This is a genomic window from Vibrio sp. DNB22_10_4 (genome assembly GCF_052879755.1).
The window spans coordinates 674,874-698,628 of sequence record NZ_JBNNXW010000001.1; the positions used below are offsets into that span (position 1 = coordinate 674,874).

General features: G+C 45.3%; 22 protein-coding genes. 14 read left to right on the plus strand and 8 right to left on the minus strand.

The window, feature by feature from the left end; genetic code table 11:
* Nucleotides 1–106: 106 nt before the first annotated feature.
* Nucleotides 107–781 carry a fructose-6-phosphate aldolase gene (locus ACVA6Q_RS02800; RefSeq protein ID WP_446646438.1) on the plus strand — a complete coding sequence of 225 codons (675 nt, stop codon included), beginning with the start codon at nt 107–109 and terminating at the stop codon, nt 779–781.
* Between the two features lie 426 nt (nt 782–1,207).
* On the opposite strand, the gene ACVA6Q_RS02805 is transcribed toward ACVA6Q_RS02800, so the two are convergent.
* Together ACVA6Q_RS02805 and ACVA6Q_RS02810 are read right to left on the minus strand one after the other, a co-directional pair.
* On the minus strand, nt 1,208–1,576 hold the full coding sequence (locus ACVA6Q_RS02805) for an endonuclease domain-containing protein (protein ID WP_446646439.1): 369 nt from the start codon (nt 1,574–1,576) through the stop codon (nt 1,208–1,210).
* Between the two features lie 186 nt (nt 1,577–1,762).
* Nucleotides 1,763–2,293, minus strand: coding sequence for a dihydrofolate reductase family protein (locus ACVA6Q_RS02810; protein WP_446646440.1), 531 nt, complete (start codon nt 2,291–2,293; stop codon nt 1,763–1,765).
* Between the two features lie 132 nt (nt 2,294–2,425).
* Here ACVA6Q_RS02810 and ACVA6Q_RS02815 point away from each other — a divergent pair, with 132 nt between their 5' ends.
* From ACVA6Q_RS02815 to ACVA6Q_RS02830, 4 genes are all read left to right on the plus strand, one after another.
* Complete coding sequence (locus ACVA6Q_RS02815) at nt 2,426–2,995, plus strand: TetR/AcrR family transcriptional regulator (protein WP_353499678.1); 570 nt, start codon at nt 2,426–2,428, stop codon at nt 2,993–2,995.
* Between the two features lie 50 nt (nt 2,996–3,045).
* Nucleotides 3,046–4,278: an L-2-hydroxyglutarate oxidase gene (gene lhgO / locus ACVA6Q_RS02820; protein WP_446646441.1), complete on the plus strand. Its 1,233-nt coding sequence runs from the start codon at nt 3,046–3,048 to the stop codon at nt 4,276–4,278.
* A gap of 94 nt (nt 4,279–4,372) precedes the next feature.
* On the plus strand, nt 4,373–4,795 hold the full coding sequence (locus tag ACVA6Q_RS02825; RefSeq protein WP_446646442.1) for an N-acetyltransferase: 423 nt from the start codon (nt 4,373–4,375) through the stop codon (nt 4,793–4,795).
* 83 nt (nt 4,796–4,878) lie between these two features.
* The gene (locus ACVA6Q_RS02830; protein ID WP_446646443.1) at nt 4,879–6,048 is read left to right on the plus strand and encodes a MalY/PatB family protein; all 1,170 of its coding nucleotides are present in this window, start codon (nt 4,879–4,881) and stop codon (nt 6,046–6,048) included.
* 43 nt (nt 6,049–6,091) lie between these two features.
* On the opposite strand, the gene ACVA6Q_RS02835 is transcribed toward ACVA6Q_RS02830, so the two are convergent.
* Nucleotides 6,092–6,637: a TetR/AcrR family transcriptional regulator gene (locus tag ACVA6Q_RS02835; RefSeq protein WP_353499674.1), complete on the minus strand. Its 546-nt coding sequence runs from the start codon at nt 6,635–6,637 to the stop codon at nt 6,092–6,094.
* A 142-nt stretch (nt 6,638–6,779) separates the two neighbouring features.
* Here ACVA6Q_RS02835 and ACVA6Q_RS02840 point away from each other — a divergent pair, with 142 nt between their 5' ends.
* The 3 genes from ACVA6Q_RS02840 to ACVA6Q_RS02850 are packed head-to-tail and all read left to right on the plus strand — an operon-like array spanning nt 6,780 to nt 8,978.
* Entirely contained in the window at nt 6,780–7,394 is a 615-nt protein-coding gene (locus ACVA6Q_RS02840; RefSeq protein WP_446646444.1) for a hypothetical protein, read from the plus strand.
* Nucleotides 7,395–7,396: 2 nt separating this feature from the next.
* Nucleotides 7,397–8,272, plus strand: a complete 876-nt coding sequence (locus ACVA6Q_RS02845; protein WP_446646445.1) for an SDR family oxidoreductase — start codon at nt 7,397–7,399, stop codon at nt 8,270–8,272.
* A 16-nt stretch (nt 8,273–8,288) separates the two neighbouring features.
* The gene (locus tag ACVA6Q_RS02850; RefSeq protein ID WP_446646446.1) at nt 8,289–8,978 is read left to right on the plus strand and encodes a DNA alkylation repair protein; all 690 of its coding nucleotides are present in this window, start codon (nt 8,289–8,291) and stop codon (nt 8,976–8,978) included.
* Nucleotides 8,979–9,083: 105 nt separating this feature from the next.
* Here the strand turns inward: ACVA6Q_RS02850 and ACVA6Q_RS02855 are convergent, their stop codons facing one another.
* Nucleotides 9,084–9,971, minus strand: a complete 888-nt coding sequence (locus ACVA6Q_RS02855; protein ID WP_353499670.1) for a LysR family transcriptional regulator — start codon at nt 9,969–9,971, stop codon at nt 9,084–9,086.
* A gap of 115 nt (nt 9,972–10,086) precedes the next feature.
* Here ACVA6Q_RS02855 and ACVA6Q_RS02860 point away from each other — a divergent pair, with 115 nt between their 5' ends.
* The 4 genes from ACVA6Q_RS02860 to ACVA6Q_RS02875 all read left to right on the plus strand — a co-directional run bounded on the left by ACVA6Q_RS02860 (nt 10,087) and on the right by ACVA6Q_RS02875 (nt 17,139).
* Nucleotides 10,087–11,769, plus strand: a complete 1,683-nt coding sequence (locus tag ACVA6Q_RS02860) for an amidohydrolase (RefSeq protein WP_446646447.1) — start codon at nt 10,087–10,089, stop codon at nt 11,767–11,769.
* A 119-nt stretch (nt 11,770–11,888) separates the two neighbouring features.
* A complete protein-coding gene (locus tag ACVA6Q_RS02865; protein ID WP_446646448.1) occupies nt 11,889–14,822 on the plus strand; it encodes an EAL domain-containing protein in 2,934 nt (977 codons plus the stop codon).
* 113 nt (nt 14,823–14,935) lie between these two features.
* Nucleotides 14,936–15,967 (plus strand): metal-dependent hydrolase, encoded by a 1,032-nt coding sequence (locus ACVA6Q_RS02870; protein ID WP_446646449.1) that lies wholly within the window; start codon nt 14,936–14,938, stop codon nt 15,965–15,967.
* A 200-nt stretch (nt 15,968–16,167) separates the two neighbouring features.
* Entirely contained in the window at nt 16,168–17,139 is a 972-nt protein-coding gene (locus ACVA6Q_RS02875; protein WP_353499667.1) for a calcium/sodium antiporter, read from the plus strand.
* A gap of 81 nt (nt 17,140–17,220) precedes the next feature.
* On the opposite strand, the gene ACVA6Q_RS02880 is transcribed toward ACVA6Q_RS02875, so the two are convergent.
* From ACVA6Q_RS02880 to ACVA6Q_RS02895, 4 genes are all read right to left on the minus strand, one after another.
* On the minus strand, nt 17,221–17,484 hold the full coding sequence (locus tag ACVA6Q_RS02880) for a hypothetical protein (protein WP_353499666.1): 264 nt from the start codon (nt 17,482–17,484) through the stop codon (nt 17,221–17,223).
* Nucleotides 17,485–17,924: 440 nt separating this feature from the next.
* Nucleotides 17,925–19,250 (minus strand): LssY C-terminal domain-containing protein, encoded by a 1,326-nt coding sequence (locus ACVA6Q_RS02885; protein WP_446646450.1) that lies wholly within the window; start codon nt 19,248–19,250, stop codon nt 17,925–17,927.
* A 97-nt stretch (nt 19,251–19,347) separates the two neighbouring features.
* The gene (locus tag ACVA6Q_RS02890; RefSeq protein ID WP_446647169.1) at nt 19,348–20,076 is read right to left on the minus strand and encodes a glycosyltransferase family 2 protein; all 729 of its coding nucleotides are present in this window, start codon (nt 20,074–20,076) and stop codon (nt 19,348–19,350) included.
* Between the two features lie 200 nt (nt 20,077–20,276).
* Complete coding sequence (locus tag ACVA6Q_RS02895) at nt 20,277–22,301, minus strand: acetoacetate--CoA ligase (protein ID WP_446646451.1); 2,025 nt, start codon at nt 22,299–22,301, stop codon at nt 20,277–20,279.
* 224 nt (nt 22,302–22,525) lie between these two features.
* Here ACVA6Q_RS02895 and phhA point away from each other — a divergent pair, with 224 nt between their 5' ends.
* A complete protein-coding gene (phhA, locus tag ACVA6Q_RS02900) occupies nt 22,526–23,317 on the plus strand; it encodes a phenylalanine 4-monooxygenase (protein ID WP_446646452.1) in 792 nt (263 codons plus the stop codon).
* Complete coding sequence (locus tag ACVA6Q_RS02905) at nt 23,310–23,645, plus strand: 4a-hydroxytetrahydrobiopterin dehydratase (protein WP_446646453.1); 336 nt, start codon at nt 23,310–23,312, stop codon at nt 23,643–23,645. Before phhA ends, ACVA6Q_RS02905 begins: the two co-directional genes overlap by 8 nt.
* Nucleotides 23,646–23,755: the final 110 nt, after the last annotated feature.

The following is a 23,755-nucleotide window of genomic DNA, read 5'->3' on the forward strand; positions in this document are numbered from 1 at the left end:
TCTTTCATTTGAAGTTTGTTTTGATCGCAGTCAAGATCTTAAACATTCGGCAGATCTATATTGTTCACAACATGAGATGGCTCAAATAAAGATCTGAGAGATAACTATGATTGAACTCTATTTAGATACCGCAGACGTAAACGAAACCGTTCGCTTTAGCCAATGCTTCCCGCTAAAGGGCATTACCACCAACCCTACGATTGTTGCGAAATCGGGTACAGGCTTAACTGACACACTAAAGTCAATGTCAGAAGTATTAGGAAAAGAGGCGCGTTTCCATGCTCAGGTGGTGAGCAAAGATGTTGCCTCAATGGTGGCAGAAGCCAAAATGCTTAACGAACTGCCGTACGATATGGTGGTGAAGGTGCCGGCGACAGAAAACGGTCTGGCTGCGATTAAGCTTATGAAAAAAGGGGGTATTCAGGTGCTGGCTACCGCTATTTACACGGCTCAGCAAGGCTTTATGGCTGCGCTTTGCGGTGCTGACTATCTCGCGCCGTATGTAAATCGTATTGATGCTATGAATGGTGATGGTGTTGCAGTGGTGCGCGATATTCAAATGCTAATTGAAAAGAATGGATTGTCGTCAAAGATCTTAGCGGCCAGCTTTAAGAATGTTCAGCAGGCGATGGATGTGATGAAGCTAGGTATCGGCGCGATTACGTTGCCGGTGGATGTGGCAGCGCAAATGTTCTCACATCCGGCGATTGAACCTGCGGTTGAGCAGTTTGATAGGGATTGGAGTGGGGCGTTTGGGGGTAAGCTTTCATTTGAAAGTTAGGGTTTGTGGTTTTGCTTCTATTTGGCAAGAACGCTGCGATGTGACGATAGGAACGAGCAGTGTGTTCTCCCCCTTGATAACGGGGCGCGTAGTCGGGGGGAGCTAGAGGGGGTGCTCTTGGGCTATTTTTCCTTTGTATTTTAGTGATTTAGAACATAAAGAGCACCCCTCCCAGCCTCCCCTTATTAAGGGGAGGAGCGACAGGCTCGCTGCGCATCGCTCACTTAATAGAGGCGATGCGACGATAGGAGCTAGCCAGTAGTTCTCCCCCTTGATAACGGGGCGCGTAGTCGGGGGAGTTAGAGGGGGTGCTCTTAGGCTCTTTATCTTTTGTATTTTAATGATTTAAAAGCAAAGAGCACCCCTCCCAGCCTCCCCTTATTAAGGGGAGGAGTAACAAGGCTCGCTGCGCATCGCCTTATGTTTTTACCTCTTTAACTCTCTCACCATCTCACGAATCACCTCAACAACCCCATCACACTCCTCCAGTACTTCCCGATTGGTAAACCGAATTACTTGAATGCCTCGTGTCTCCAAAAACTCCGTTCGCACCTTATCATGTTCCTGTCCTTCAACAGAAAAATGGCTATCACCATCAACTTCTATCGCCAGCCGCAACTCAGGCGAGTAAAAATCTAACACATAGTCCCCAACGCCATATTGGCGCCGAAACTTAGCACCAACTTGTCCACCTCTCAAAAAATACCAGAGTCGAGCTTCTGCCAAAGTAGGGTTGTTTCGCAGTTGTTTTCGAAAAGATGTTTGGTGAATGGTGTTATACAGCTGAGTTTTCATGACGTTTGCGTGTTGGAAGAATGATACGCAATAGTGAGGAAGTACCGAGCAAATGCACCAGCAGTAAAAGTGCACACTTTGCTGCAGGGCAGAATACCAAGCAATTGATATGTATGTTGAGAACGAAATTTCTCCCACTCAAGCCGTTAGCCTGAATGGGGAAACAGTGAACGTTTACTCTAGGTATTAAACCCTCACAAACCTATTCTTCACAATGCAATCCGCATATCTTTCGGCTGACTCGTGCTTAAACTTCAGCGGTTTATCTAACTCACCAAAGAGAGGAATCCCTCCTCCGAGTAAAACCGGAATCGTGCTAATAATCAGTTCATCGATAAGATCTTCTTTGAGGAAGCTCTGAATTGTTTTACCGCCATCGATATACAGGTCGTTGTAACCTTGAGCCGCGAGCTCGGCAATGATGGTTTTAAGCTTGCCTTTGACCAAGAAAACTTTTCCTTCAAGACCCTCCGGTATTTCTGTCATCGTATTGCTCAATACAAACACAGGTTTTGAGTATGGCCAGTCACAATCAAAGCTCAATACGATCTCTAGTGTATTGCGCCCCATAACCAGAGCGTCAACTTTGTCCATAAATTCAGCGAAGCCGAAGTCGGAACCTTCTGGGTTTGGAATATCATGTAGCCAATCAACGCCGTTGTTTTTGTCGGCGATATAACCATCAAGACTGGTGGCGATGTATACGATGTTGGCCATGTGTGGCTCCTGAAATTGTTGTCATTTAGATAGTGGAACAGTGCATGAAGCAATGTTTTTGTTCTCTGCAGTCTTGTTCTCTGCTAAAATTCTACAGTGTAGAAATTAATTGAAGTCTAGCTAGGATCACCGATGACTGTCAACTCAAAAAAACGTGGACGCCCAGAGAAAGGGGTGGATGGACTCAGCCAATCTCGTATCATCGAAGCTGCGAAAAAGATGATGCAGACTAACGGGAAAATACCCAGTATCAGAGGGTTAGCGACCGAGCTCAATATTGACGCTATGGCGATCTATCACTATTTCAAAAATAAGGATAGCTTACTCGAAGCCGTTGCTGTTTCTTTGGTGGAAGGGATTTACGAGCCCAATAATGAAACAGCTTGGCAGCAGGAGGTAATGGAACTTGGCTGGAGTTACCTTGCGCTCCTTAGCGAGTATTCCGGCTTGCTTGAAACACTATTCAAAATGCAAAGTAGTGGACCTGCTGAGGTATTCATTGCGCGCTTTAACGAGGTGGTCGAGCCTTTGAATCTAAATGATGATGACAAAACGAATGCGGTGAGTTTGCTCGCTGACTATCTGCATGGATTTGCTTTTTCGATGCAGTTTTCTGATGTTACCGCGCAAGAACAGCGCCGAATTTATGAGGGGTCGATGGCACTTTATTTGAAAGCAGTGACGCCAGTACTTCCTCAGTAGATACGTACAAGGTATGGTGAGAACATTCGAGTAGCTCACAAGGAAAAGTGATGGCAAAAGTCCATGATTTTATAGTGATTGGTGGTGGTATTGTCGGAGTGTCAACGGCTTGGCAGTTAAAACAAAAACACCCTCAAGCATCGATAGTGTTGGTCGAGAAAGAATCGAGTTTTGCCAAGCATCAAACTGGCCATAATAGCGGTGTGATTCACGCGGGTGTCTACTATCAACCCGGAAGCCTCAAAGCGGATTTTTGCAAGCGTGGCGCGGAGGCAACGAAACGTTTTTGCGCTGAGCACAACATTGCTGTGGAGAACTGCGGAAAGCTTTTAGTAGCGACAAACGCAATAGAGAAAAAGCGAATGGATGCTCTCTATCAACGCTGTATCGAAAACGGTATTGATGTTGCGCTGTTGAGCCAAGCAAAGCTCGAAGAAATCGAGCCCAACATCACTGGATTGGGGGCGATAAAGGTAGAAGCAACCAGCATTGTTGATTATCAATTGGTCACACAAACCATGGCAGAGCAATTTCAGTCGCTTGGTGGTGAAGTGTTGCTGTCGACTGAAGTCACTGCGCTAAATGAACAACAAGATTGTGTCGAAATCAATTGCATGACCAATGGAGCGTCAACCTCTCTGCAAGCTCGTCAATTGGTCGTGTGCGGCGGGTTGATGGCGGATAGATTGGCGTCGATGATTGGTATCGATGTCGACTTTCAAATCATTCCCTACCGCGGGGAGTATTATCAGTTACCAGCCAAGCATCATGACATCATCAGTCATCTCATTTATCCCATCCCCGATCCAGAATTGCCATTTTTGGGTGTGCACTTAACCCGAATGATCGATGGCTCGGTGACCGTGGGACCTAATGCAGTGCAAGGGTTTAAACGAGAAGGCTATGGGCGCATCAACTTTAGCCTTAAAGACACGGTTGATATGCTCAAATTCTTGGGCTTTTGGCGAGTGTCACGCACTCATTGGAAGTCCGGTTTGAGAGAGTTAAAGAACTCTGTTTGGCGTCCGGGTTATCTTCAGTTGGTTCAAAAGTACTGCCCAGCCATCAAGGCGAACGAACTCCTTCCTTACCCCGCTGGTATTAGAGCCCAAGCAGTCTTGTCTGATGGCAGTTTGGTGCATGATTTTTTGTTTGCTGAGACTGCTCGCAGCCTGCATGTCTGCAATGCACCATCCCCTGCAGCTACTTCGGCCATTCCTATTGGCGAATACATTTGCAGTAAAGTTGAGGCCAAACTTAAAACTTTAGAAAATATCGACTGATTTCCCTTTATGAGCACAATTTCCAGCTACTATTGAAGTCGTACCTCGGTACTGAGCACAATACTTTGAGCAAGCTAGGAAATGGAACACCCTCATGATCAGAGAATACAACGAAGCAGATATCGATAGCGTTTTAAAAGTTTGGCTGACTGCGTCTGTCGAGTCTCACGACTTTGTTGAGCCAAGGTTTTGGCACGACAAACTCGATGATATGCGAAACGTCTACCTTCCGAACTCAGAGGTTTATGTTTACGAGCATGCTGGGCGGGTTATTGGTTTTTATGCGTTAACAGATGATCAGCTAGCGGCGCTGTTTGTTGAGCCGCAAGCGCAAGGCGTGGGGATTGGCATGCGTTTGATTATGGATGCACGTAAGAAACGAAACTCGCTTTCTTTCTCTGTCTACAAAGACAATTGCCGAGCGATTGGTTTTTATCATCGCTGCGGTTTTACGGTTGTTGATGAATCGACAGACCCCCATACTGGGCACTTACAATTAACCATGTCTAGCCACTAGCTCTATTGAAATCAACCGTTTAAACTGGCTCTATTGTTTCAAAAATACGCTATCAAAATAGCGTGGTGAGTTAGGGATAGGGCATGTTTGACTTTGATGAGATTGTAGAGCGTAGAGGAACCCATTCAGCAAAATGGGATGAGATGGAAGCGAGCTTTGGCGTCTCTACCGATGATGGCCTTCCGATGTGGGTCGCGGATATGGACTTTAAAGCGCCACAGGCCGTAAACCAAGCGCTTATCGAAGCGGCTGAAAATGGTGTAAATGGCTACTACGGTGATGATTCGCGCTACAAAGCGTCCGTTGTGAACTGGATGAGTAAGAGGCACGACTGGCAAGTATCCCCTGACTGGGTTATCACTTGTGCAGGTCTCGTTCAAGGCACGGCACTCTGTGTTCAAGCTTACACCGAGCCTGGTGATGGCGTTATTCTGTTTACACCCGTATACCACGCGTTTTCAAAAGTCATTAAAGCAAATCAACGCGTTGTCGTAGAAAGTCCTTTGGTTCAAAACCAGGGTCGCTATGAAATGGATCTTGATGCGCTTGAGACGAGCCTAAATGGTAAAGAAAAGCTTGTGGTTATGTGTTCACCGCACAACCCTGGTGGGCGCGTATGGACAAAAGAAGAAATCCAAGACCTAGCCAATTTTTGTGCGCGTCATAATCTGGTGCTTGTCGTCGATGAGATTCACCACGATCTGGTTTTCCCTCCTAACAAGCATACCGTCGCGACACTTGCTGCACCCGAACATGAGCAAAACATGGTGATTCTGGCCGCGACAACCAAAACCTTCAATATCGCTTCTGCGTTAACCGGCGCCGCTATCATCCCCAACCCTGAACTTAGAGATAAGTTTAAGTATGTTCTCAATGCAGCGGGCATAGGGCCAAACCGGATGGGAATGTTAATGGCAACTGCGGCATATGAACAAGGTGAAGCCTGGCTAGAGGCTTTGGTTGAATATCTAGATGAGAACCGTCGGATATTTGATGAAGGTATCAACTCAATCAAAGGGCTGAAATCGATGCCACTGGAAGCGACCTACTTGTCTTGGGTCGACTTTTCAGAAACAGGCTTGTCACCTAAAGAGGTCATTGAGAAGGTGCAAAGTGAAGCAAAAATCGCCGCTAACCATGGCTCAACGTTTGGCTTGGGGGGCGAAATGTTCCTTCGGTTTAATTTAGCGACACCACGCTCTAGGGTGATAGAAGCTATCGCTAGATTGCAGCATGTATTCGCTAGTGAGTGATTGATTAAGGGAGGCTTTCGCCTCCCTTTTAGTTGAGAAGACTTTAGTTAATATGCTTGTCAACTAAGTCAGATATATAGGCATCTTTGAGCTCAGAGCCTATCATCAGCTGGTGGTTTAAGAGCCCGAGCATTAAGGTATAGAGCTCGTTTGAGCTTGCAGAACACACATAGTCGCTCAATAGCGCCAAGTATTTCTGATTCGCCACATTCATACTGGGGTCACTCGACACACTTTCATGTCCTATGACGTTGATATAATCAGCGACAAGCTGCATTTCTTGAAAGAACCTTGGAGCAAGTTGCCTCAATATGGCGATGAAATTGTCTATTCGTTGCGGCCGAGAAGCGTCTTTTGCTTTGGGAAAATCGAGTAACGCATCCGAATCATAATTGACCATGGCTTCGGTTGCAGCCTTGAAGAGTTCGTCCTTGCTCTTGTAATAATGGTAAACAGCACTCTTGCTCATTCCCAATAAGTCACATAGCTGGCGCATCCCTACATTTTTGTATCCATGCTCTAAAAACACGGTCGTCGCTTTGAGGGCTATCTCTTGACGTCTCTTATCATGATCAACGATTTTCGGCATTTGTAACTCTAACTCTCTGAACCAATTCAATAATAGTACCACAACTTTCATTATTTAGACCAACTGGTCAAAAAAGAACTTTACTCGATCGGGTTGACGTTATATTTTTAAAAGACCAAGTGGTCTATAAAAGGGTTTTACTATGAACATCAATTGGAACTACCCAAAAGTAAGAGGCGGTTTTTGGGGCGGTATTGATAAGTTGATCGGTCCAGGTGCAACTAAAGCTGAGAAGCGAATTCAGCTTTATATTCCAGCTTTAGCTGGAGTCGCAGCTGTTATCTTTAGTAGGGAAGTAAGTTCGTCGCAGAGCGTAGGGCAAGTAATACTATTATTTTTGCTCACGATAGACATCGTGGGAGGCATTATTACCAATGCCACTTCTAGTGCCAAGCGATGGTTTCATCGTGAAGGACAGGGAGTAAGGCAGCATTTCTCGTTTGTTGCTGTTCATTTTGTGCAGTTATCACTGGTTGCTAGCATGTTTTTAGAAGGAGACTGGCTGTGGGTAGCAGTAACGGGTGGCTATATGATGATGGCGAGTTGGGTGATACTGATGACGCCGCTCTATTTGCAGCGACCTATAGCACTCATGATGTATGCAGGCGCGTTATTGTTGTCATTGTATTGGTTTGAGGCTCCAGTAGGGCTTGAGTGGTTTTTGCCACTGTTTTATCTCAAATTGCTGGTGAGCCATATCTTGCGAGAAGAGCCGTATCGTCCTGAGTCTGAACAGACTACAAACGAGGAGGTATAGATATGCCACTCAATCCAAATATATTAGTTGTGGGCGCGACCGGTTACCTTGGTCAGCACATCCTAAAAGAACTGTTATTGCGAGGAGCTCGTTTCAGGGCGTTAGCTCGAAATCGCACTAAGTTAGAAATGATGGGGCTAGATGCATCGCAGATAGTGGAAGCTCAGGTAACGGACTCTAAGCAACTGGATGGTCATTTTAACGACGTAGATGTCGTGATTTCGTGTCTAGGAATTACTCGGCAACGTGATGCTGTCACCTATATGGATGTTGACTATCAAGCTAACCTCAATGTGCTTGAAGCGGCAGAAAAATCAGGGGTGAAAAAGTTCATCTACATTTCTGCCTTTGGTGCTGAACGCCATCCACATGTTAGGCTACTTGCCGCAAAAGAACGGTTTGCACGTAGACTGCTAGACTCAAATTTTGTAGAGCCTTGTGTTATTCGCCCAAATGGTTTCTTTTCCGATTTAAAAGAGATCTACAACATGACAGCCAAAGGAAAAGGGTATCTTTTTGGGCAGGATGGTGTGCGTGTGAATCCGATTCATGGCGCTGATCTGGCTCGATTTTGTATTGAGGCGATTGATCGCTCGGAATTGGAGTTAGCCGTGGGGGGACCTGAGGTACTGTCTACACGTGAGATGATTGAGCTTGCGTTTAACGCTCAGAGCAAAGAGTCGAAAATAATTGTTCTGCCAGACTTTGTTAGAAAGATTGGGCTTATCATTGCGAAACGACTACCTGAAAAATGGGGAGGAGCTGCTGAATTTTTCCTGACTATGATGGCGCAAGATGCCATCGCTCCTTCTTATGGGCAACAAACACTTGGCGACTATTACGTTCGCTGTTTTAATGAGGAGCACAGCGGTAAGTAATGAAGGTGGGATTGCGATGCACGATTGGAGTATTGGAGTTAAACGGGCACTAGAGCCACTAAGAAACAATGACAATGCCACTTTCATGAGGGCATACATGCGGGACCAGTATGAGTTCTATGGGATTCAATCTGGGCCGAGACGCGACGCATTAAAAGTGCTGTTTTCAAAACAACATTTACCCAATCTGGATGATGTTGCTGATATCGTCGACGAGCTTTGGTCTTTACCCCAAAGAGAGTATCAACTCGTCGCTGTCGATCTCCTAATTAAAACAAAGAAGATGTTACCAGAGTTTTACCTCCATCATGCTGAACGTTGGATCACAACGAAATCGTGGTGGGATACGGTGGATATGTTGGCGACTCATATTGTCGCAAGCTTGTTTCAGCGGTATCCAGACGAAACGACCGCTGTGATCAACCAGTGGCGCGAAAGTGACAACATTTGGTTAAGACGTACCGCGATCCTCTATCAGTTGAAGTTTAAACAGAACACGGATCAAACTTTGCTGTTTGCCATCATTGGTGAGAACCAAGCAGACAAAGAGTTCTTTATTCAAAAAGCGATTGGGTGGAGTTTAAGGGAGTATTCGAAGACTCACGCGGCGGCTGTGATTCAATTTATCGATGCTCAAGGCATAGAAGGCTTGGCTAAACGTGAGGGGCTGAGGTGGCTAAAGGCGCAAAACACAGTGAGTACTTAGTTCACAGCCTACAGGACACCGCCATGTTTGGGTACATAAATATTGTCGTGTCATTCAATCTAACAGATTCAATGTACACGCAATACTACTCGAAACCATAAAGAGTTACCGAGAATGATACTCAGATAGCCAATCTAAGAGTTTTGAGAAGATAGGAACGTCTTCTTTGCCAAAGCAATAAAAAGCGTTTAGCCCGAATGCCATCTGTTTATTGAGCTCCTTTAGTGATAACGCAACTAATTCGCCTCGCTCAATGTATGGTTTCATATAGTGTTTCGGCATGACAGCCCAGCCCTGATGTTTGAGCAACTCACACAGTAGGTCATTGTTGCTTACCACATGTACTTTCGGCGTGACCTTAGTCGCAGATAGCATGGTATTAAGATCAGTAAAATTCTCAGTGAGATATTGAGTATCAAGCAGTAAGTCTTCAATTTTCAAATCATCATGGTTGGCCAAAGGTGAAGTTGGTCGAGTGAAACAACCTATTTCAATATTGCCAATTGCTTTCCAAGTGACTTCCCGTTCAGCGAAGAGTTGACCCAAATATGGCATCAAAGCGATATCTGCTTTGTCTGTGAGCAGTAAATTCATCGCTTCTTTTCGAGTTCTGTGTAACCAATGAATACTGACCTCAGGGTAATTCTTCGCTATTTCTTGCTCCAGTTGCATCATTAACTCGATAGGCGTGATTACGTCATAGCATATGGTCACTGTGTGAGTTTCAGTATCAAATAGAGTGGTGCTTTGAGCATAAAGTGAGCGGTTTTGCTTTTCTACAATCTTAGCTCGTCGATACAGTTGCGTGGCTTTTTCTGTTGGCTTCGCTTGCTTACCCACTATCTGAAAAAGCGGGTAACCCAGCATATCCTCGTACGCTTTAACATGCTCACGAACGGTGGTTCGAGATTTTGATAACTGAAGAGCCGCTTTGTTGTATGAGCCCTGTTCGAATACTGCAACAAACGCGCTAATTTGCTCAAACGTATGCATGCGGTTAGCCTCCAAAATAATGAACGCCTAACCCTAACATAAATGGTTTATTAGTTTTGCTTTTACGTGGGAAAATGGTACGCAGTTCAATAAATCGTACTATCCTAGAGGCTCTATGAAAACAATCCGCATGACTCTAATCGCAACCTTAATCAGTTCTTCAATGGCATATGCTGCGCCTGATGTGATTTTTACTAATGGTGATATTGTGATGATGACGGGGGAGAATGAGAGGGCAGAAGCCATCGCCGTGAAAGACGGAAAGATTGTCGCGGTAGGTGACGAAAATGAGCTTGTTCAAAATGCAGGCCTTGAAACCATCATTAGAGATCTCGAAGGTAAAACACTAACGCCTGGTTTTATTGATTCACATGGTCACTTTGCTCAGTACCTGCCATTGATTGAAAGTGAATTCTTGTATCCATCACCAATGGGGGATGTGAATTCTTTTACTGATATGGAACGTCGGATCACAGGTTACTTCCAAGCCGATAAAAGAGATGAGGCTATTCTGCATGTCGCGTTTGGTTATGACGACACCGAACTTGAAGAAAATCGACACCCAACAAAATCGGAGTTAGATGAATTTACTCAAGGTTACCGTTTTTGTGCGGTGCATATATCGGGGCATCTCGCGACGTGCAACTCGAAAGGCTTAGAATTCATCGGTTTCACTCAGGAGTCTGAAAACCCTAAAGGCGGTGTGTTGCGCCGTGATGAAGATGGCACATTAACGGGCGTCCTCGAAGAATCTGCTATCTATCCTATTTTGGGTAATCTCCCAGAAATGACTCAAGAGAATGCGATTCGTAAGTTCACCCTTGTTCAAGACTTATTTGCGAGCTATGGCATCACCACAGCACAGGAGGGGCTCGCCACCATTCCAGCACTGCGAGCGATGAAAACCATGGCAGAGCACGAGTTATTCAAAATCGACTTACTTGCTTATGCTAAGTGGGTCGATCTCAGTGACGCTATTGAAATGATGCCGATGAAGTCGACCATCAATGGCTTGACACTTGCGGGCGTTAAGTTAGTTGGTGATGGTTCCCCACAAGGAAAGACCGCATACCTATCGACCCCATATTACGAGGTACCGCACAGTCATGCTTACGACTATCATGGCTATCCAGTGCTTGACCAGCAAGAGATGAACCACTGGGTAGACACCGCTTATCAAGTGGGAGCACAAATTCTAAGTCACAGCAACGGCGACGCGTCGGCTGATCTGCTTTTGAATGCGGTTGATAGAGCGAATGCCAAATATGGAAAAGAAGATCGCCGAACAGTAGTGATTCATGCTCAAACCGCAAGGCTCGACCAAGTTAAGCGCATGAAAGACAATAGTATGATCCCTTCATTTTTCCCAGCCCATACGTATTTCTGGGGAGATTGGCATTACAAGTCGGTGCTCGGCCCGTGGCGAGCCTCAAATATTTCACCGATGGGGTGGGCGAACTCAAACGATCTTATGTTTACCATTCATATGGATGCCCCAATTTTGTTTCCTGACATGATGACAAATATGTGGAGTGCAGTGAATCGCACGACTCGCAGCGGGATGATTCTTGGCCAGCATCATCGAATCACGCCGTATCAAGCGTTAGAAGCGATCACTATCAATGCGGCTTACCAAAACTTTGAGGAGCGAAGCAAAGGCTCGATTGAAGTGGGAAAACGGGCGGACTTTGTGGTCTTAGATTTAAATCCTTTAGAGGTCGCCCCCAATGAAATCAATCAGGTTCAGGTATTAGAAACCATCAAAGATGGAAAGACTATCTATACACGACAGAAGTGATTTGAGGCTACAAAGTATTGTGTTGTCGAACAAATAATACCAATGCAGTTCTTCTTTACTACAATCGCTCATACACTTCCCAATTTTGACTATATTGTCAGTTAATGTGGAAAAGAGCATTGTATAACAGAGATGAGTTGATACAGTCAGAGTCAATTGACAAGCAGAGGCACCAGGATTCGGTTTTTGGTGTTCGCTATGTTAGCGTGTTTGTAATTTACATTGTTTCGGCATTTCTTTTTTCATCATTGAGCCCTCAAAGCCAAATTGTTTCACTATGGCCACCAGCCGGTATTGCTCTTGCAGGCTGTATTTTGTGGCAAGTTCGTTTTGTGCCGGCTATCGTCGCAGGTTCGATCATCTTCAATGTTGGGGTGCAAGCAGTCAATGGCACTGACATTGGCGCAATGGCAATTTTGACGTCGTTTGGGATTGGGTTAGGCTCGGCAGTTCAAGCCTGGGTCAACTATCGCTGTCTAGCTTACTTTTCGGTAAATATTATCTCTTCGGCAAGCATACGCAAAGTTACTCTGTTTGTTGTATTTGCCCTTATATGTTGTCTCATCTCTAGCGTTTTGGGCTCTTTTTTCGTTGACCTGTCGCCAACTGAGGGGCTGAGGGATTACGATTGGAGCAATATGCTCATTTGGTGGTTGGGTGACTTTCTAGGCGTTATTGTGATTACACCTCTTGTTTTAGCTGTCCTGAAACCTACTGGCAGGCTGACAAACAAGTTAACTCATTATCGAGCACTGATCTTCTCACTGGTTTTAGTTTTAGCCGTATTAGTTGTTAGTCAAAAATATGGTAACAAATCTTTAGAGTTGAAGAGTCTCAACGAAATCCATATTCGTTCACAATTGATTGAGAAAAACCTTAATCACCAGGTTGAGAACTATCTTAACTCATTGTCATTACTAGCTGTGAAACTCTCTGGGAACAGTGATGTTACACAGGATGAATTTAATCGACTAACGTTGCCACTCATAGAGCAAACTCCCGGTGTACGTGGTTTCTCATGGAACCCAGTTATAGAGCAACATGAATTAGAAGAGTTTGAAAAGAGCACGGATAAGCAGAGTGATTCAAGCTTTAAGGTAAGAGGTACACCGTTGAAGCTGGGTGATCCTTTAGTTGTCGTTAAGTGGATAGAACCTTTTGCTCCAAACGAACGTGCATTTGGCTTTAATGTTTTTTCGAATGGAAAACGACGAGAAGCGATGATTAGGGCGCAGAATATTAGTCGTCCAGTCGCTACTGAGACGATACAGCTTGTGCAACTTGACGCGAAGGAGCCTGGGTTTCTCATTTTTACCCCCATCAATCAAGGACCATCGCTTGGTACTTCTACTCTTACTCGATCTTTTAATTTATCAGGCTTTGTCGTCGGAGTTTTTGTTGTAGGAGATATTGTTACTGAGAGTCTCAAGAACAGTGACGTTTCTTATATGAGTGTGAAGATTCTCGACTCTAGTGCTAATGATGAAGTGATTTATCAATATGCACCTATAGGAGTCAGTTCATTTGATGAGTCGATAGAATTCTCTTTTGTTCAACAGATCGCTGAGAGGGAGTGGACTGTTGTTCTATCAGTGTCTCAGGATGTTATTTCAGCACTAAAAGCTGAAAGCTCCGTTAAGTTTCTCATTTATGAATCCGCTTTTGGGGCGTTAAGCGTTTTACTCATAATTACTCTTTTCAACTCTCATACAAACTTATTGACTCAGGTGAAGACGCGAACCCAAGAATTAGAGGCATCAAGAGATACACTCAAACATTTTGCTTTCAATGATGCTCTAACAGGTTTGCCTAATCGTAGGATGTTTATAAAGCAGACGAATCATGCATTGAACGTAGCGACTCGAAACGGCTCGATGGTAGCTATCCTCTTTTTGGATCTCGATAGGTTCAAACATGTTAATGACAGTTTAGGGCATGATTTTGGTGACAAATTGCTTGTTGAAGTCGCGACCAGGCTAACTAATAACTTGCGAAGTAGTGACGTTTTAGCTCGTTTTGGTGGTGATGAGTTTACGATTATGATCGAGAACCTTACCAATGCGGAACAAGCAGTAACGCTGTCCAGAAAGCTTATTGAGGGGTTGCGTAAGCCGATGTTGATTGAGGACGAATCCATTGCTATTTCAACCAGCATTGGCATAGCCACTTTTCCCAAAGATGGAAATAATGTAGATGATTTGATGCGAGCAGCAGACGCTGCGATGTATAAGGCGAAGGAATCATCATCCGGCTATGTCTGCTATACCAATACCTTAAGAAAACAGGCAAGGGAAAAATTGTTTATCGAGTCAGAGCTGCCCCAAGCGTTGATGGGCAACCAGCTCGAACTCTATTTTCAGCCAATTATTGACTTGCGCTCTGGTGAACATGTCGGTTGCGAAGGGCTATTGCGTTGGAATCATCCTAAGTATGGCGTAATTCCGCCGGAGGCATTCATTCCAATAGCGGAGCTTTCAAAAGAGATCCTCCCTATTGGGGCCTGGGTGCTCCGAGAAGTTTGCAAACAGATAAAGTCTTGGAAGAATACGGGGATCGTCCATCAAAAAGTGTCGGTAAATGTTTCGGTTGTACAACTTATGTCAGGTCGTTTGTTGAGTGACGTGAAAGCCGCATTGGAACTGTATGAGGTGAACCCCAATATACTCGAGCTAGAGATAACAGAAAGTGTACTTGTGCAGAATATGGCACAAGCCACGACATATATAACGGAGCTTAAAAAGTTAGGGGTAAAAATAGCTATTGATGATTATGGTACTGGTTACTCTTCACTTGTCTATTTAAAGCAGCTGCCAGTTGATAGTTTGAAAATCGATAAAATTTTCATTGCTCAACTTAGACAAGGTGACAGAACCATCGTCAGTTCCACACTCCAGATGGCGAGCGAATTGGGCTTTGAAGTCATCGCAGAAGGTATCCAAACGTCCGAACAAATGAATATCTTAGTAAAACACGGTTGTCGTTGGGGGCAGGGTTTCCTATTCAGTAAACCGCTGTCGATTGCTCACTACACAGAGTTTTGCCGCAAACAATAATTAGTATGGCGACAAAGTACATGGTTCTGCCTATATCAGGATGTCCCTTTTTTATATACTCAACGTAAGATTAAACAGATACTTAATATACCGAGAGAGTGTAATTAGACCAAATGGATTCCGTAACTCAGGCAGCCCTCGGGGCAACCGTTGCTGGCGCAATAGCTGGCAAACAATGTAATGCAAAGGTGCTTCTCACTGGCGCTGCACTTGGTACTTTGCCGGACTTAGACGTTGTACTCGACTATGGTGATGCGGTAAGTAACACCATTAAGCACCGCGGGTTTACTCACTCGTTGCTGCTCATTCCTGTATTTTCTCTCATCGTTAGTTGGCTATATTGCAGGTTTAGACCTGATGCATTTTGGTCCTTTAATCGTGTCTTTCTTTTAGTTCTGAGTGTTCTGGTGACTCACGTTGCTATCGATGCGATGACGACCTATGGCACTCAGTTGTTGTGGCCAATTCCCGGTTACTTCGAAGTTGGGAATATTTTTATCATCGATCCTCTTTATACCTTGCCACTTCTGCTCGGTATAGGCGTTGCACTGTTTTCTCGTCACCGAGGAGGGCTGTGGTGCAAAGCGGTTGTTGTCGTATCGAGTTTATATCTAGTTTGGGGCTATGCTGCGCAGCAAGTGATTGCCGATAGAGTAGAGAAGAACTTGGCTGCGCAAAACATCAGTGATGAGCAGGTATTGATTACCCCCTCTCCATTTAATACGTTGCTATGGCGCGTGGTGGTGGTCGAAGGTGATCAGTACTTCGAAGGTTTGGCATCGTTACTCGATTCTGACAGCCAAATTGACTTCATCCAGCGCTCTCGTGGTAAGTGGCCGCTTGAAGAAAAGCCGCAGACTCTTGAAGGTTTAGAAGCCTTCTCTCATGGATTCTTGGGTTATCGCCAAGACCAAGACAAGCTTATTGTGTCGGATTTAAGATTAGGTATGGCAGACAGCTTAGCGTTTGAATTCGTTTTTGCTAAGGAAACATCTGATGCAGGCTTGGAGCTGTTAGAAGCGCCAACCAGGTATCCTAGCGAGCGTAGCTTGGATCAAATCTCAGTACTCTGGGAGCGTATGTTAGGCAATCAAGAGATTGATGCAAACTTACAGAAAGTGGCTTTAAACAAAACCAACGATTAACAAGAACAATGCCCAGCGTTGGGCATTTTGAAGCATGTCATAAAGACGAGTCATTTTAGGCTCGTTTTTTATCGTGGCGATTAAAATCATTATTTGACAAAGCAATTCATGTAAGTTCACTATTCCCGTCCTAAAATTGTCACTGGAGACAGTGACTTGCTTGTCAAAATTACTCATCTTTCCCTATTGAGGACACGGATATGACACTTGCCGCTCTGGCGATTCTAGTTGGTTTTATCTTATTGGTTTGGAGTGCAGATCGATTTGTTGATGGTGCGGCAGCCACCGCGAGTCACGCAGGCATGCCTCCTTTGCTTATCGGTATGGTGATTGTTGGTTTCGGTACCTCAGCACCGGAAATGGTGGTCTCTGCAATGGCTGCAGCTGAGGGCAACCCTGAGCTAGCTTTAGGGAATGCGCTTGGTTCGAACATTGTTAACACCGGACTTATTTTAGGTGTCACCGCAATCATTGCGCCAATCATGGTGCAATCTGTCATTGTGAAAAAAGAGTTGCCGCTACTATTCGCTATCAGCTTACTGCTTGGTGCACTGCTTTGGAATGGTGTACTAGGGCGCGGAGAGGCGGCGATCCTGTTGGTGGGCTTTTTCAGCCTTATCAGTTGGAGTATCTATTCGGGAATCAAGGGTAAAGGTGACCCGCTAGAGACCGACACGCAGCAAGAACTTGAAGAGAAAACCATGTCATTAGGCAAAGCAATTTTCTGGCTTGTACTAGGCCTTGTTTTGTTGGTGGTGAGTTCACGTATTCTTGTTTGGGGTGCAGTAACCATCGCTCAGTCTCTTGGTATTAGTGACTTGGTGATTGGTTTGACGATTGTTGCATTAGGTACGTCTTTGCCAGAGCTGGCGGCTTCTATCGCAGCAGCGCGCAAGGGTGAGCATGACATTGCGATTGGTAACGTAGTCGGCTCAAACATGTTCAATATCCTAGCTGTAGTGGGTATTGCAGGCATGATTTCGCCAATTGCGAATGTGCCAGAGGCTGTTCTGTCTCGTGACTGGTTGGTGATGATGGCGATGACGGTAGCGCTGTTCTTTATGGCTTACGGGTTTGGTCGTCAAGGGCGCATCAACCGATTTGAAGCTGCATTGTTGCTTACAGGTTACGCTGCTTACAATATTTGGCTTGTCGTCTCTGTTACGGCTTAATTGCTAGCTGTTTTTTGAAATGAGCCCGTGATTCAATCTCCGTATTGAGTCACGGGCTTTTTAGCATCGAATGGCTAAGAATTACAATTTGTCATTTCGTTTGCTCTGCTGGCGGATGTAATCGCCAAACTCATACTTTCTTTCTTGATGTCCTACCTGATAAAGCTCGCTTTCCGTGCGCTGCTGCGAGTAACTTGACGCTTTCATAGAGCCTTTTCCGACTCTTAACATGTTATCGACAACGCGTTTAAAGAATGAATCAATGCGTCTACCGTACATTTGAAGAACGCCTAGCATGCTGCAAAAGCTCATCGCTAAAGCGACAGTCCAGTGTATTTCAATCATGCCAATCCTCCACGAAGTGAAGAAAGTGTCTTTAAAGTGCGGGTGGGAGAGGGTTGGCGAGCAAGTAAAAGAGCAGGCTCTTTCATAGAGGTTTGAGGAGACAAAGCAGCTTGGATAGGTGGCGCTGCAGGTTGTGGGCGCGTTGAGCTGCGCAGTTGGTTTGGATCGCTTGTAGATGCGAAACGGGCCAAAGTGATCATTGAGTTTTATACCTTTATTATTTGGGCTGAACTTTGCAAAAACTGAGCATGTCTTTGCTGAAAGTGAATATAAGGTATACGGCTTTGTAACATCAATGTGGCTGAAATTAGTTGATACAATCCGTCACACTGCTAAATGCTAATTAACCAGCCGTCGATGTTTGACACGGCTGATTAATCTCTTTTGTGATTGTATACAAATCTGCGGGTGACAGGATTGGATTAACGATATTGTTGGGACTAGGGAACATAGCTCATCGAGATAAAACCAACACTCTCAGTGGGTTGTAGATTGTTTACATACGATGCATGCTCTGAGACGATCAATACTTGTCCGTCGGTAAAGTAGTCATGCTGTCGGTTTTTGGAGGTAACACTCGCTAGGGGAATGTTTTCGGCATTCCAACGGTCATTGAGTCGAAACACATCGGTTTTTAGCTGATCACGCTCAATGTCCACATTCGGTGAGACTGAATGAAGGAGCGTTAGAATGCCGCCATACGGCGTCAATGTAAGACCATCATCATAGCTTAGGGCACCGACCCAAACAGTTTGTTGGGTTTGTGAATCGATCCCAGCCTGCCACCAACGAATGTGTGAGCGATGAGTAAGGGTTCCCGGCAGTTGAAACGCCAAATGTTGTGGCTGACCATTCCAAAGTAAATCCGAAACGGGTGGTGTACTCTGTTGCAGCAACTGCACATAATCACTGAGCTCGATATCACTTCGTGAGAACGTCTTGTTTTCAATCCAGCCTAACTCACCCATTAAGTCTTTCGGGGATTCGCCCAAATAAACCACATTGACTGCTTGCGCTGAATAAACGGTGGATTGACCCGCGTACACACGATAATCAAGCTCCGATAAAGTAACTTCGGTTGGGACAGCATGCGCTAGAGGGACGACCTCGTTATCACTCCACCAAAAAAAGTGTGAGTAATTGAGCGCCAGCATACCACCAAGAAACAAACTAGACGCCTTCAACCATGAATAGCGCCATTGCTTTTTGAAGCCAAAATAGAGAAGCGCCAGCGATACCAGTGACAGACCCAAAGAGTACTTGTGCTCAGAAACAAACGTTGCGGCTTCATTCAGCATAGGTACATTGTCAACGCCAGCAGCAAGCAAATATCCCCAGGTAACAAATTGACCTACACCGAGTATTAATCCAACGAATGCGTAGGCAGAGAATTTTTTCCAACGAATGTGATTCGCTCCTGCCATAAAAGGCACAACCCAAGCGATAGGGCCAAGCAGGCGAGCAAACGCGATAACCCAAAAGGCATTTCGGTTGATAAGAAGACGACAGCGCGCTAAAGGACGGCGAATCTTAGGCTGCCAGCGGAGCAAGGATTTTTGTGCATTGAAGCCGTAATGACGCCCGATAAAGAAGCTAAGTTGGTCGCCAATTAGGCCTCCGAGTAGTACCGCAGCGACAGCCATGTATGCGCCCGAATAGAGCTGATATCCAGCCGCTATCATAAATGGTTCACCCGGTACCACTAAGTTTGGCCCAATCAACGCGTCGAGGAGTGCACCTACAAACAGTCCCAATGTTTCAAACATACCCAATCCCTACCTACTATATATCCAGCGACCTATTGTGCTGTGCTTACCTATCTTTGCTGTTCTAGCATTACTGATGTGTCTTACTGTTTTTGGCCTACTGCTTTTGATAATGGCCAAACTGGTATTCCATTTCGTTGTTGCGCATTTCACCAAATAGGAATCGGCGAACATTGGCTTTTAGGTAGGTAAAACCCATTTTGAAGAAACCATCTTGCTCGAGGCGGCGCGGATCAAACTGAAAGCTGATCGGTAGAAATCGAAAACGCCAGGTTCTGGACGCTTTTTTGACGTAGTGGCAGTCTTCACAAAGCACGATTTCTTCGTCAAACCCACCGATCTCTTGGTGAACACGTTTGGTTGAAAAAATGCATGCTCCAACAGCGGTTGGGAAGAAAAATTGCGTGGTAAACAATCCAGCATTGAATAGGCCATAGCCAACTTTGTAAGCAGGTGCTAAGTTGCGTGAACCCATATAGACACCAGCGACCTCAAGCTTCTCTTGTTCGAGTTTGTCGATGGCCTTTTGGAGGAAATCTTTGTCGAGACGAACATCAGCGTCCAGAAATAACAAGCGTTCATGTTTCGCTAGCTTCGCACCGGTGTTGCGACCTAAGCTCACGCCACGCTCAGACATTTGATGTACGGTTAGGCTCGGTAACGAAGCTTGATATTTACTGGCCACTTCACAAGTCAGGTCATCGCTATTTGAATCGACAACGATGACTTCAAAATCTTGATAAGTTTGGCTGCTAAGATCGCTCAGCAAGCGAGCGATACGTTTTTCTTCATTTAGGGTGATAACAACAACGCTAAGTGATTTCATCATTCTGTTCCTTTCGTTCAATGGTTCCATCAATAAATGCCGCTTGGTTAGATAGGTGCGGTCAGTTGATGAAGCCAGTATCAAGGAGTGGCACTGAATGAAGAATGAGTGGAGAGTTCAGAATCAGTTCATGTAGATGAACAAGACGCTCTACCTGCAATGAATATCGGTAAAGCGTCGTTTAATCAGAGCGTTGGCAGTTATATAGTGTGAGCGAACTGCCCGACCTCATCGAGGACATGCGGGTTAGCGATCGCCCCCTTATTCTTAACTTCTTGGCCATGTAGCACTTGTTTTACCGCGAGCTCTACCAGTTTCCCTGACTTGGTTTTGGGGATCTCACTGATGGCGTAGATTTCTGATGGTACATGGCGGGGTGAGCAGTGCGTTTTTAGTTGCTGTTTGATGGCACGCTGTAAATTATCATCAAGCACGGCAGAAGGGGAAAGCTGCACGAATAGGACAATCTTTTCATCGTTAAGATGCGTTCTGCCTACAGCAATAGAGTCGATAATGTCATCGAGTTGATTGACCTGTTGGTAGATCTCGGCGGTGCCAATGCGCACGCCTCCTGGATTCAATATCGCATCACTGCGACCAAAAAAGCGCATACCACCGTGTGAAGTCATCAAGACATCATCGCCATGACTCCAGCACTGCTCGAAGTCAGCCCAGTAGGCGTTGTGGTAACGTTCACCATCGTCATTCCAAAAGCCAACAGGCTGGTTTGGGAAACTGTTAAGGCAAACCAATTCACCACGCTGTTCTTTGACAGATTCGCCATCGGTATTAAAGACTTGCACATCCAAACCTAAACCGGCGGCTTGGCATTCACCGCGATAAACAGGGGATATCGGATTGCCAAGCACAAAGCAGCCGCAAATATCGGTTCCGCCTGAAATTGAGGCTAAATGAAGTTCCGATTTGATGGCTCGATACACATAATCAAATTGCTCTGGATACAAAACAGAACCTGTAGAACAAAGCGTTCTAAGGTGGGTAAGTGCAAACTTATTCCTAGGGATAAAGCCGCTTTTCTCTAACGCTTCCAGATACTTAGCTGCAGTGCCAAACAAGGTTACTGACGTGCGATTCGCCAATTCCCAAAGTACGTTTTCCGTTGGGTAAACAGGGTTACCATCATAAATAACCAAGCTTGCCCCACTTGCTAGCGCTGAAACATGCCAGTTCCACATCATCCAACCACAAGTGGTGTAATAGAACACCCGATCGTCAGCTCGTACATCACAATGTAGCTGATGTTCTTTAAGATGATTTAAGGTAATGCCGCCAACAGAATGAACAATGCACTTAGGCTTACCCGTTGTTCCGGACGAATAGAGGATGAACAAAGGAGAGTTAAACGCAACGCGATGAAAGTGAACAGGTTCACTTTGAAAGTCACTAATGACGGATTCCCATTCGACATTGATGGCATTGTCGGTATTGATTTGAGAACAGGTCGCTACTGAGGGTTCGCTCTGACCGAGGTGCTGGTATCCCACAATACAAATATGGGTAATAGATTCAATTGCGTTTGAGATGGCGCTGTTCTTATCTGCCATGGAGAACGATTTACCACCAAATTGGTACCCGTCGACGCAAAACAACACTTTGGGTTTCACTTGTCCAAAGCGCTCAATAACGCTTTCCGCGCCAAAGTCTGGAGAGGTCGATGTCCAAATAGCCCCCAGACTGGTCGCTGCGAGCATAGCAATCACGGCATAGGGAGAGTGGGGGAGATAGCCAGCCACGACATCGCCTTCTGCTACGTTGATGCTTTGAAGCCACTGCTGCATGATTGACACGTGCTCAAGGAGCAGCTTCCAAGTGTATTGCTCAACGTGGCCTTGCTCGTTCTGAAATAAGATGGCGACCTTTTCAGGGTTTTTAGTTCCGTAATCGAGTAGGTTCTCGGCGTAGTTCAGCTTCGCCTCGGGAAACCAGATTGTATCTCTTGCTGGTACCACATCGCCCCACACCGCCTCTCCAAGCGTTGTCGTTTGACCTTGTTTCGAGCCTACAACGCCGCAAAACGCCCATACTCGTTGCCAAAAATGCTCCGGGTTATCTAGTGTCCATTGATGCAACTGTTGATAGTCAGAGATGTTGAAGGCGGGTTTGTCTGCAACGAGTTCATCTATGAATCGCTGAATATGACTTTGAGCAGCGTGGGTTGCGTTAGGTGTCCACAGGGCTTGAGAGGAAGTAGGCTTTGTTAACATTATTGATACACTCATCCTTGATATTATTATGAGTTTAATTTTTGTTGCTTTTGGCGGGCTAGTCAAACTTAGTGATTAAATTCAATTAATTGAATTTAATGTTAAAAACATACACATGTAAAATTTATGTTACACGCGAAGTGCAAGTGTCGTTTAGAGTGGTTATTGTCAGGTCAAAACCAAACACATAGGCTTAATGTAAAGGGTTTGTTAAAGGAAATGGCATGACTCAGTATGTATCTAACCCTGTGAATGAGCAGGGATTAATTGATTGGAGCGAAGAAGAAAACCGCATTTGGCATGATCTTGTTGAACGCCAACTGGATTTAGTTAAAGACAGAGCGTGTAAAGAGTATTTGCGCGGCCTTGAACTGCTTGATTTACCGCTGGATAGAGCACCGCAGCTGACTGAGATTAACAGCGTGTTGCAGCGTGAGACTGGTTGGCAAGTTGAGCCTGTTCCAGCCCTAATCGATTTTGATCGTTTCTTTGAACTGTTAGCGTCACGCAAGTTCCCTGTGGCGACGTTTTTACGTTCTCGAGAAGAGTTTGACTACCTTCAGGAGCCAGATTTCTTCCACGAAATCTTCGGCCACTGCGCCATGTTGACCGACCCGGATTTTGCCGAATTTACCCAGCACTATGGAAAGCTTGGGTATCAAGCGAGCGGCAAGCAAAGAGTCTATCTGGCGAGATTGTATTGGTTTACCGTCGAGTTTGGTCTTGTTGAGCAAAACGGCGATTTAAAAATTTACGGAGGCGGCATCTTGTCATCTCCGGGTGAGACTCTTTATGCACTCGATGATGAAAAGCCGCTGCGCCAAGCTTTTAATGTCGATAACGTGTTGAGAACGCCTTACCGAATCGACATTATGCAGCCGACCTACTTTGTGCTGGACGACGTTCGTCAGCTGTATGAACTAAAGCAACAGGACTTGAGCCAAGACGTCGCGCGAGCAATGGAATCTGGCTTACTCCCTCCACTTTTTGAACCAAAGGACATGACACATGCTTAATGAACTACGCTGCGAAGCTTGCAGCAGCGATGCAATTGCACTGGGCAAGGATGAACAACAGCAGTTACTGACAGAGCTAATTGATTGGCAAATTATAGAGCGAGATGGTATCCCGCAACTTGAGAAGCATTATAAGTTTAAAAACTTTAAGCTCGCTTGGGCGTTTTCAAACCAAGTGGCGGAGCTTGCCGAAGAAGAGTTTCATCACCCGACAATAACGCTGGAGTGGGGCAAAGTCACTGTTACATGGTGGAGTCACTCTATCAAAGGGTTGCATCAAAACGATTTTATCTGTGCAGCCAAATGTGACGGTTTTATCGCCCAGTAAGCTCTTTAGCTTCAAAACAAGATCCTCGCTTAACGCGGGGATTTTGTGTTTTTGGCACGTTGTTTTGGGTTAGAAAGGAAATGTCACACTTTGCATGTCAATAACTGTAT

What these genes read in the sequence shown, in the direction of transcription:
- ACVA6Q_RS02885 (WP_446646450.1), bottom strand. Translation starts at nt 19,250, where the DNA reads ATGTTTGAAACATTGGGACTGTTTGTAGGTGCACTCCTCGACGCGTTG.
- ACVA6Q_RS02840 (WP_446646444.1), top strand. Translation starts at nt 6,780, where the DNA reads ATGAACATCAATTGGAACTACCCAAAAGTAAGAGGCGGTTTTTGGGGC.
- ACVA6Q_RS02855 (WP_353499670.1), bottom strand. Translation starts at nt 9,971, where the DNA reads ATGCATACGTTTGAGCAAATTAGCGCGTTTGTTGCAGTATTCGAACAG.
- ACVA6Q_RS02875 (WP_353499667.1), top strand. Translation starts at nt 16,168, where the DNA reads ATGACACTTGCCGCTCTGGCGATTCTAGTTGGTTTTATCTTATTGGTT.
- ACVA6Q_RS02850 (WP_446646446.1), top strand. Translation starts at nt 8,289, where the DNA reads ATGCACGATTGGAGTATTGGAGTTAAACGGGCACTAGAGCCACTAAGA.
- ACVA6Q_RS02845 (WP_446646445.1), top strand. Translation starts at nt 7,397, where the DNA reads ATGCCACTCAATCCAAATATATTAGTTGTGGGCGCGACCGGTTACCTT.
- ACVA6Q_RS02800 (WP_446646438.1), top strand. Translation starts at nt 107, where the DNA reads ATGATTGAACTCTATTTAGATACCGCAGACGTAAACGAAACCGTTCGC.
- lhgO (WP_446646441.1), top strand. Translation starts at nt 3,046, where the DNA reads ATGGCAAAAGTCCATGATTTTATAGTGATTGGTGGTGGTATTGTCGGA.
- ACVA6Q_RS02870 (WP_446646449.1), top strand. Translation starts at nt 14,936, where the DNA reads ATGGATTCCGTAACTCAGGCAGCCCTCGGGGCAACCGTTGCTGGCGCA.
- ACVA6Q_RS02815 (WP_353499678.1), top strand. Translation starts at nt 2,426, where the DNA reads ATGACTGTCAACTCAAAAAAACGTGGACGCCCAGAGAAAGGGGTGGAT.
- ACVA6Q_RS02825 (WP_446646442.1), top strand. Translation starts at nt 4,373, where the DNA reads ATGATCAGAGAATACAACGAAGCAGATATCGATAGCGTTTTAAAAGTT.
- ACVA6Q_RS02890 (WP_446647169.1), bottom strand. Translation starts at nt 20,076, where the DNA reads ATGAAATCACTTAGCGTTGTTGTTATCACCCTAAATGAAGAAAAACGT.
- ACVA6Q_RS02835 (WP_353499674.1), bottom strand. Translation starts at nt 6,637, where the DNA reads ATGCCGAAAATCGTTGATCATGATAAGAGACGTCAAGAGATAGCCCTC.
- ACVA6Q_RS02860 (WP_446646447.1), top strand. Translation starts at nt 10,087, where the DNA reads ATGAAAACAATCCGCATGACTCTAATCGCAACCTTAATCAGTTCTTCA.
- ACVA6Q_RS02895 (WP_446646451.1), bottom strand. Translation starts at nt 22,301, where the DNA reads ATGTTAACAAAGCCTACTTCCTCTCAAGCCCTGTGGACACCTAACGCA.
- ACVA6Q_RS02805 (WP_446646439.1), bottom strand. Translation starts at nt 1,576, where the DNA reads ATGAAAACTCAGCTGTATAACACCATTCACCAAACATCTTTTCGAAAA.
- ACVA6Q_RS02810 (WP_446646440.1), bottom strand. Translation starts at nt 2,293, where the DNA reads ATGGCCAACATCGTATACATCGCCACCAGTCTTGATGGTTATATCGCC.
- phhA (WP_446646452.1), top strand. Translation starts at nt 22,526, where the DNA reads ATGACTCAGTATGTATCTAACCCTGTGAATGAGCAGGGATTAATTGAT.
- ACVA6Q_RS02830 (WP_446646443.1), top strand. Translation starts at nt 4,879, where the DNA reads ATGTTTGACTTTGATGAGATTGTAGAGCGTAGAGGAACCCATTCAGCA.
- ACVA6Q_RS02880 (WP_353499666.1), bottom strand. Translation starts at nt 17,484, where the DNA reads ATGATTGAAATACACTGGACTGTCGCTTTAGCGATGAGCTTTTGCAGC.
- ACVA6Q_RS02905 (WP_446646453.1), top strand. Translation starts at nt 23,310, where the DNA reads ATGCTTAATGAACTACGCTGCGAAGCTTGCAGCAGCGATGCAATTGCA.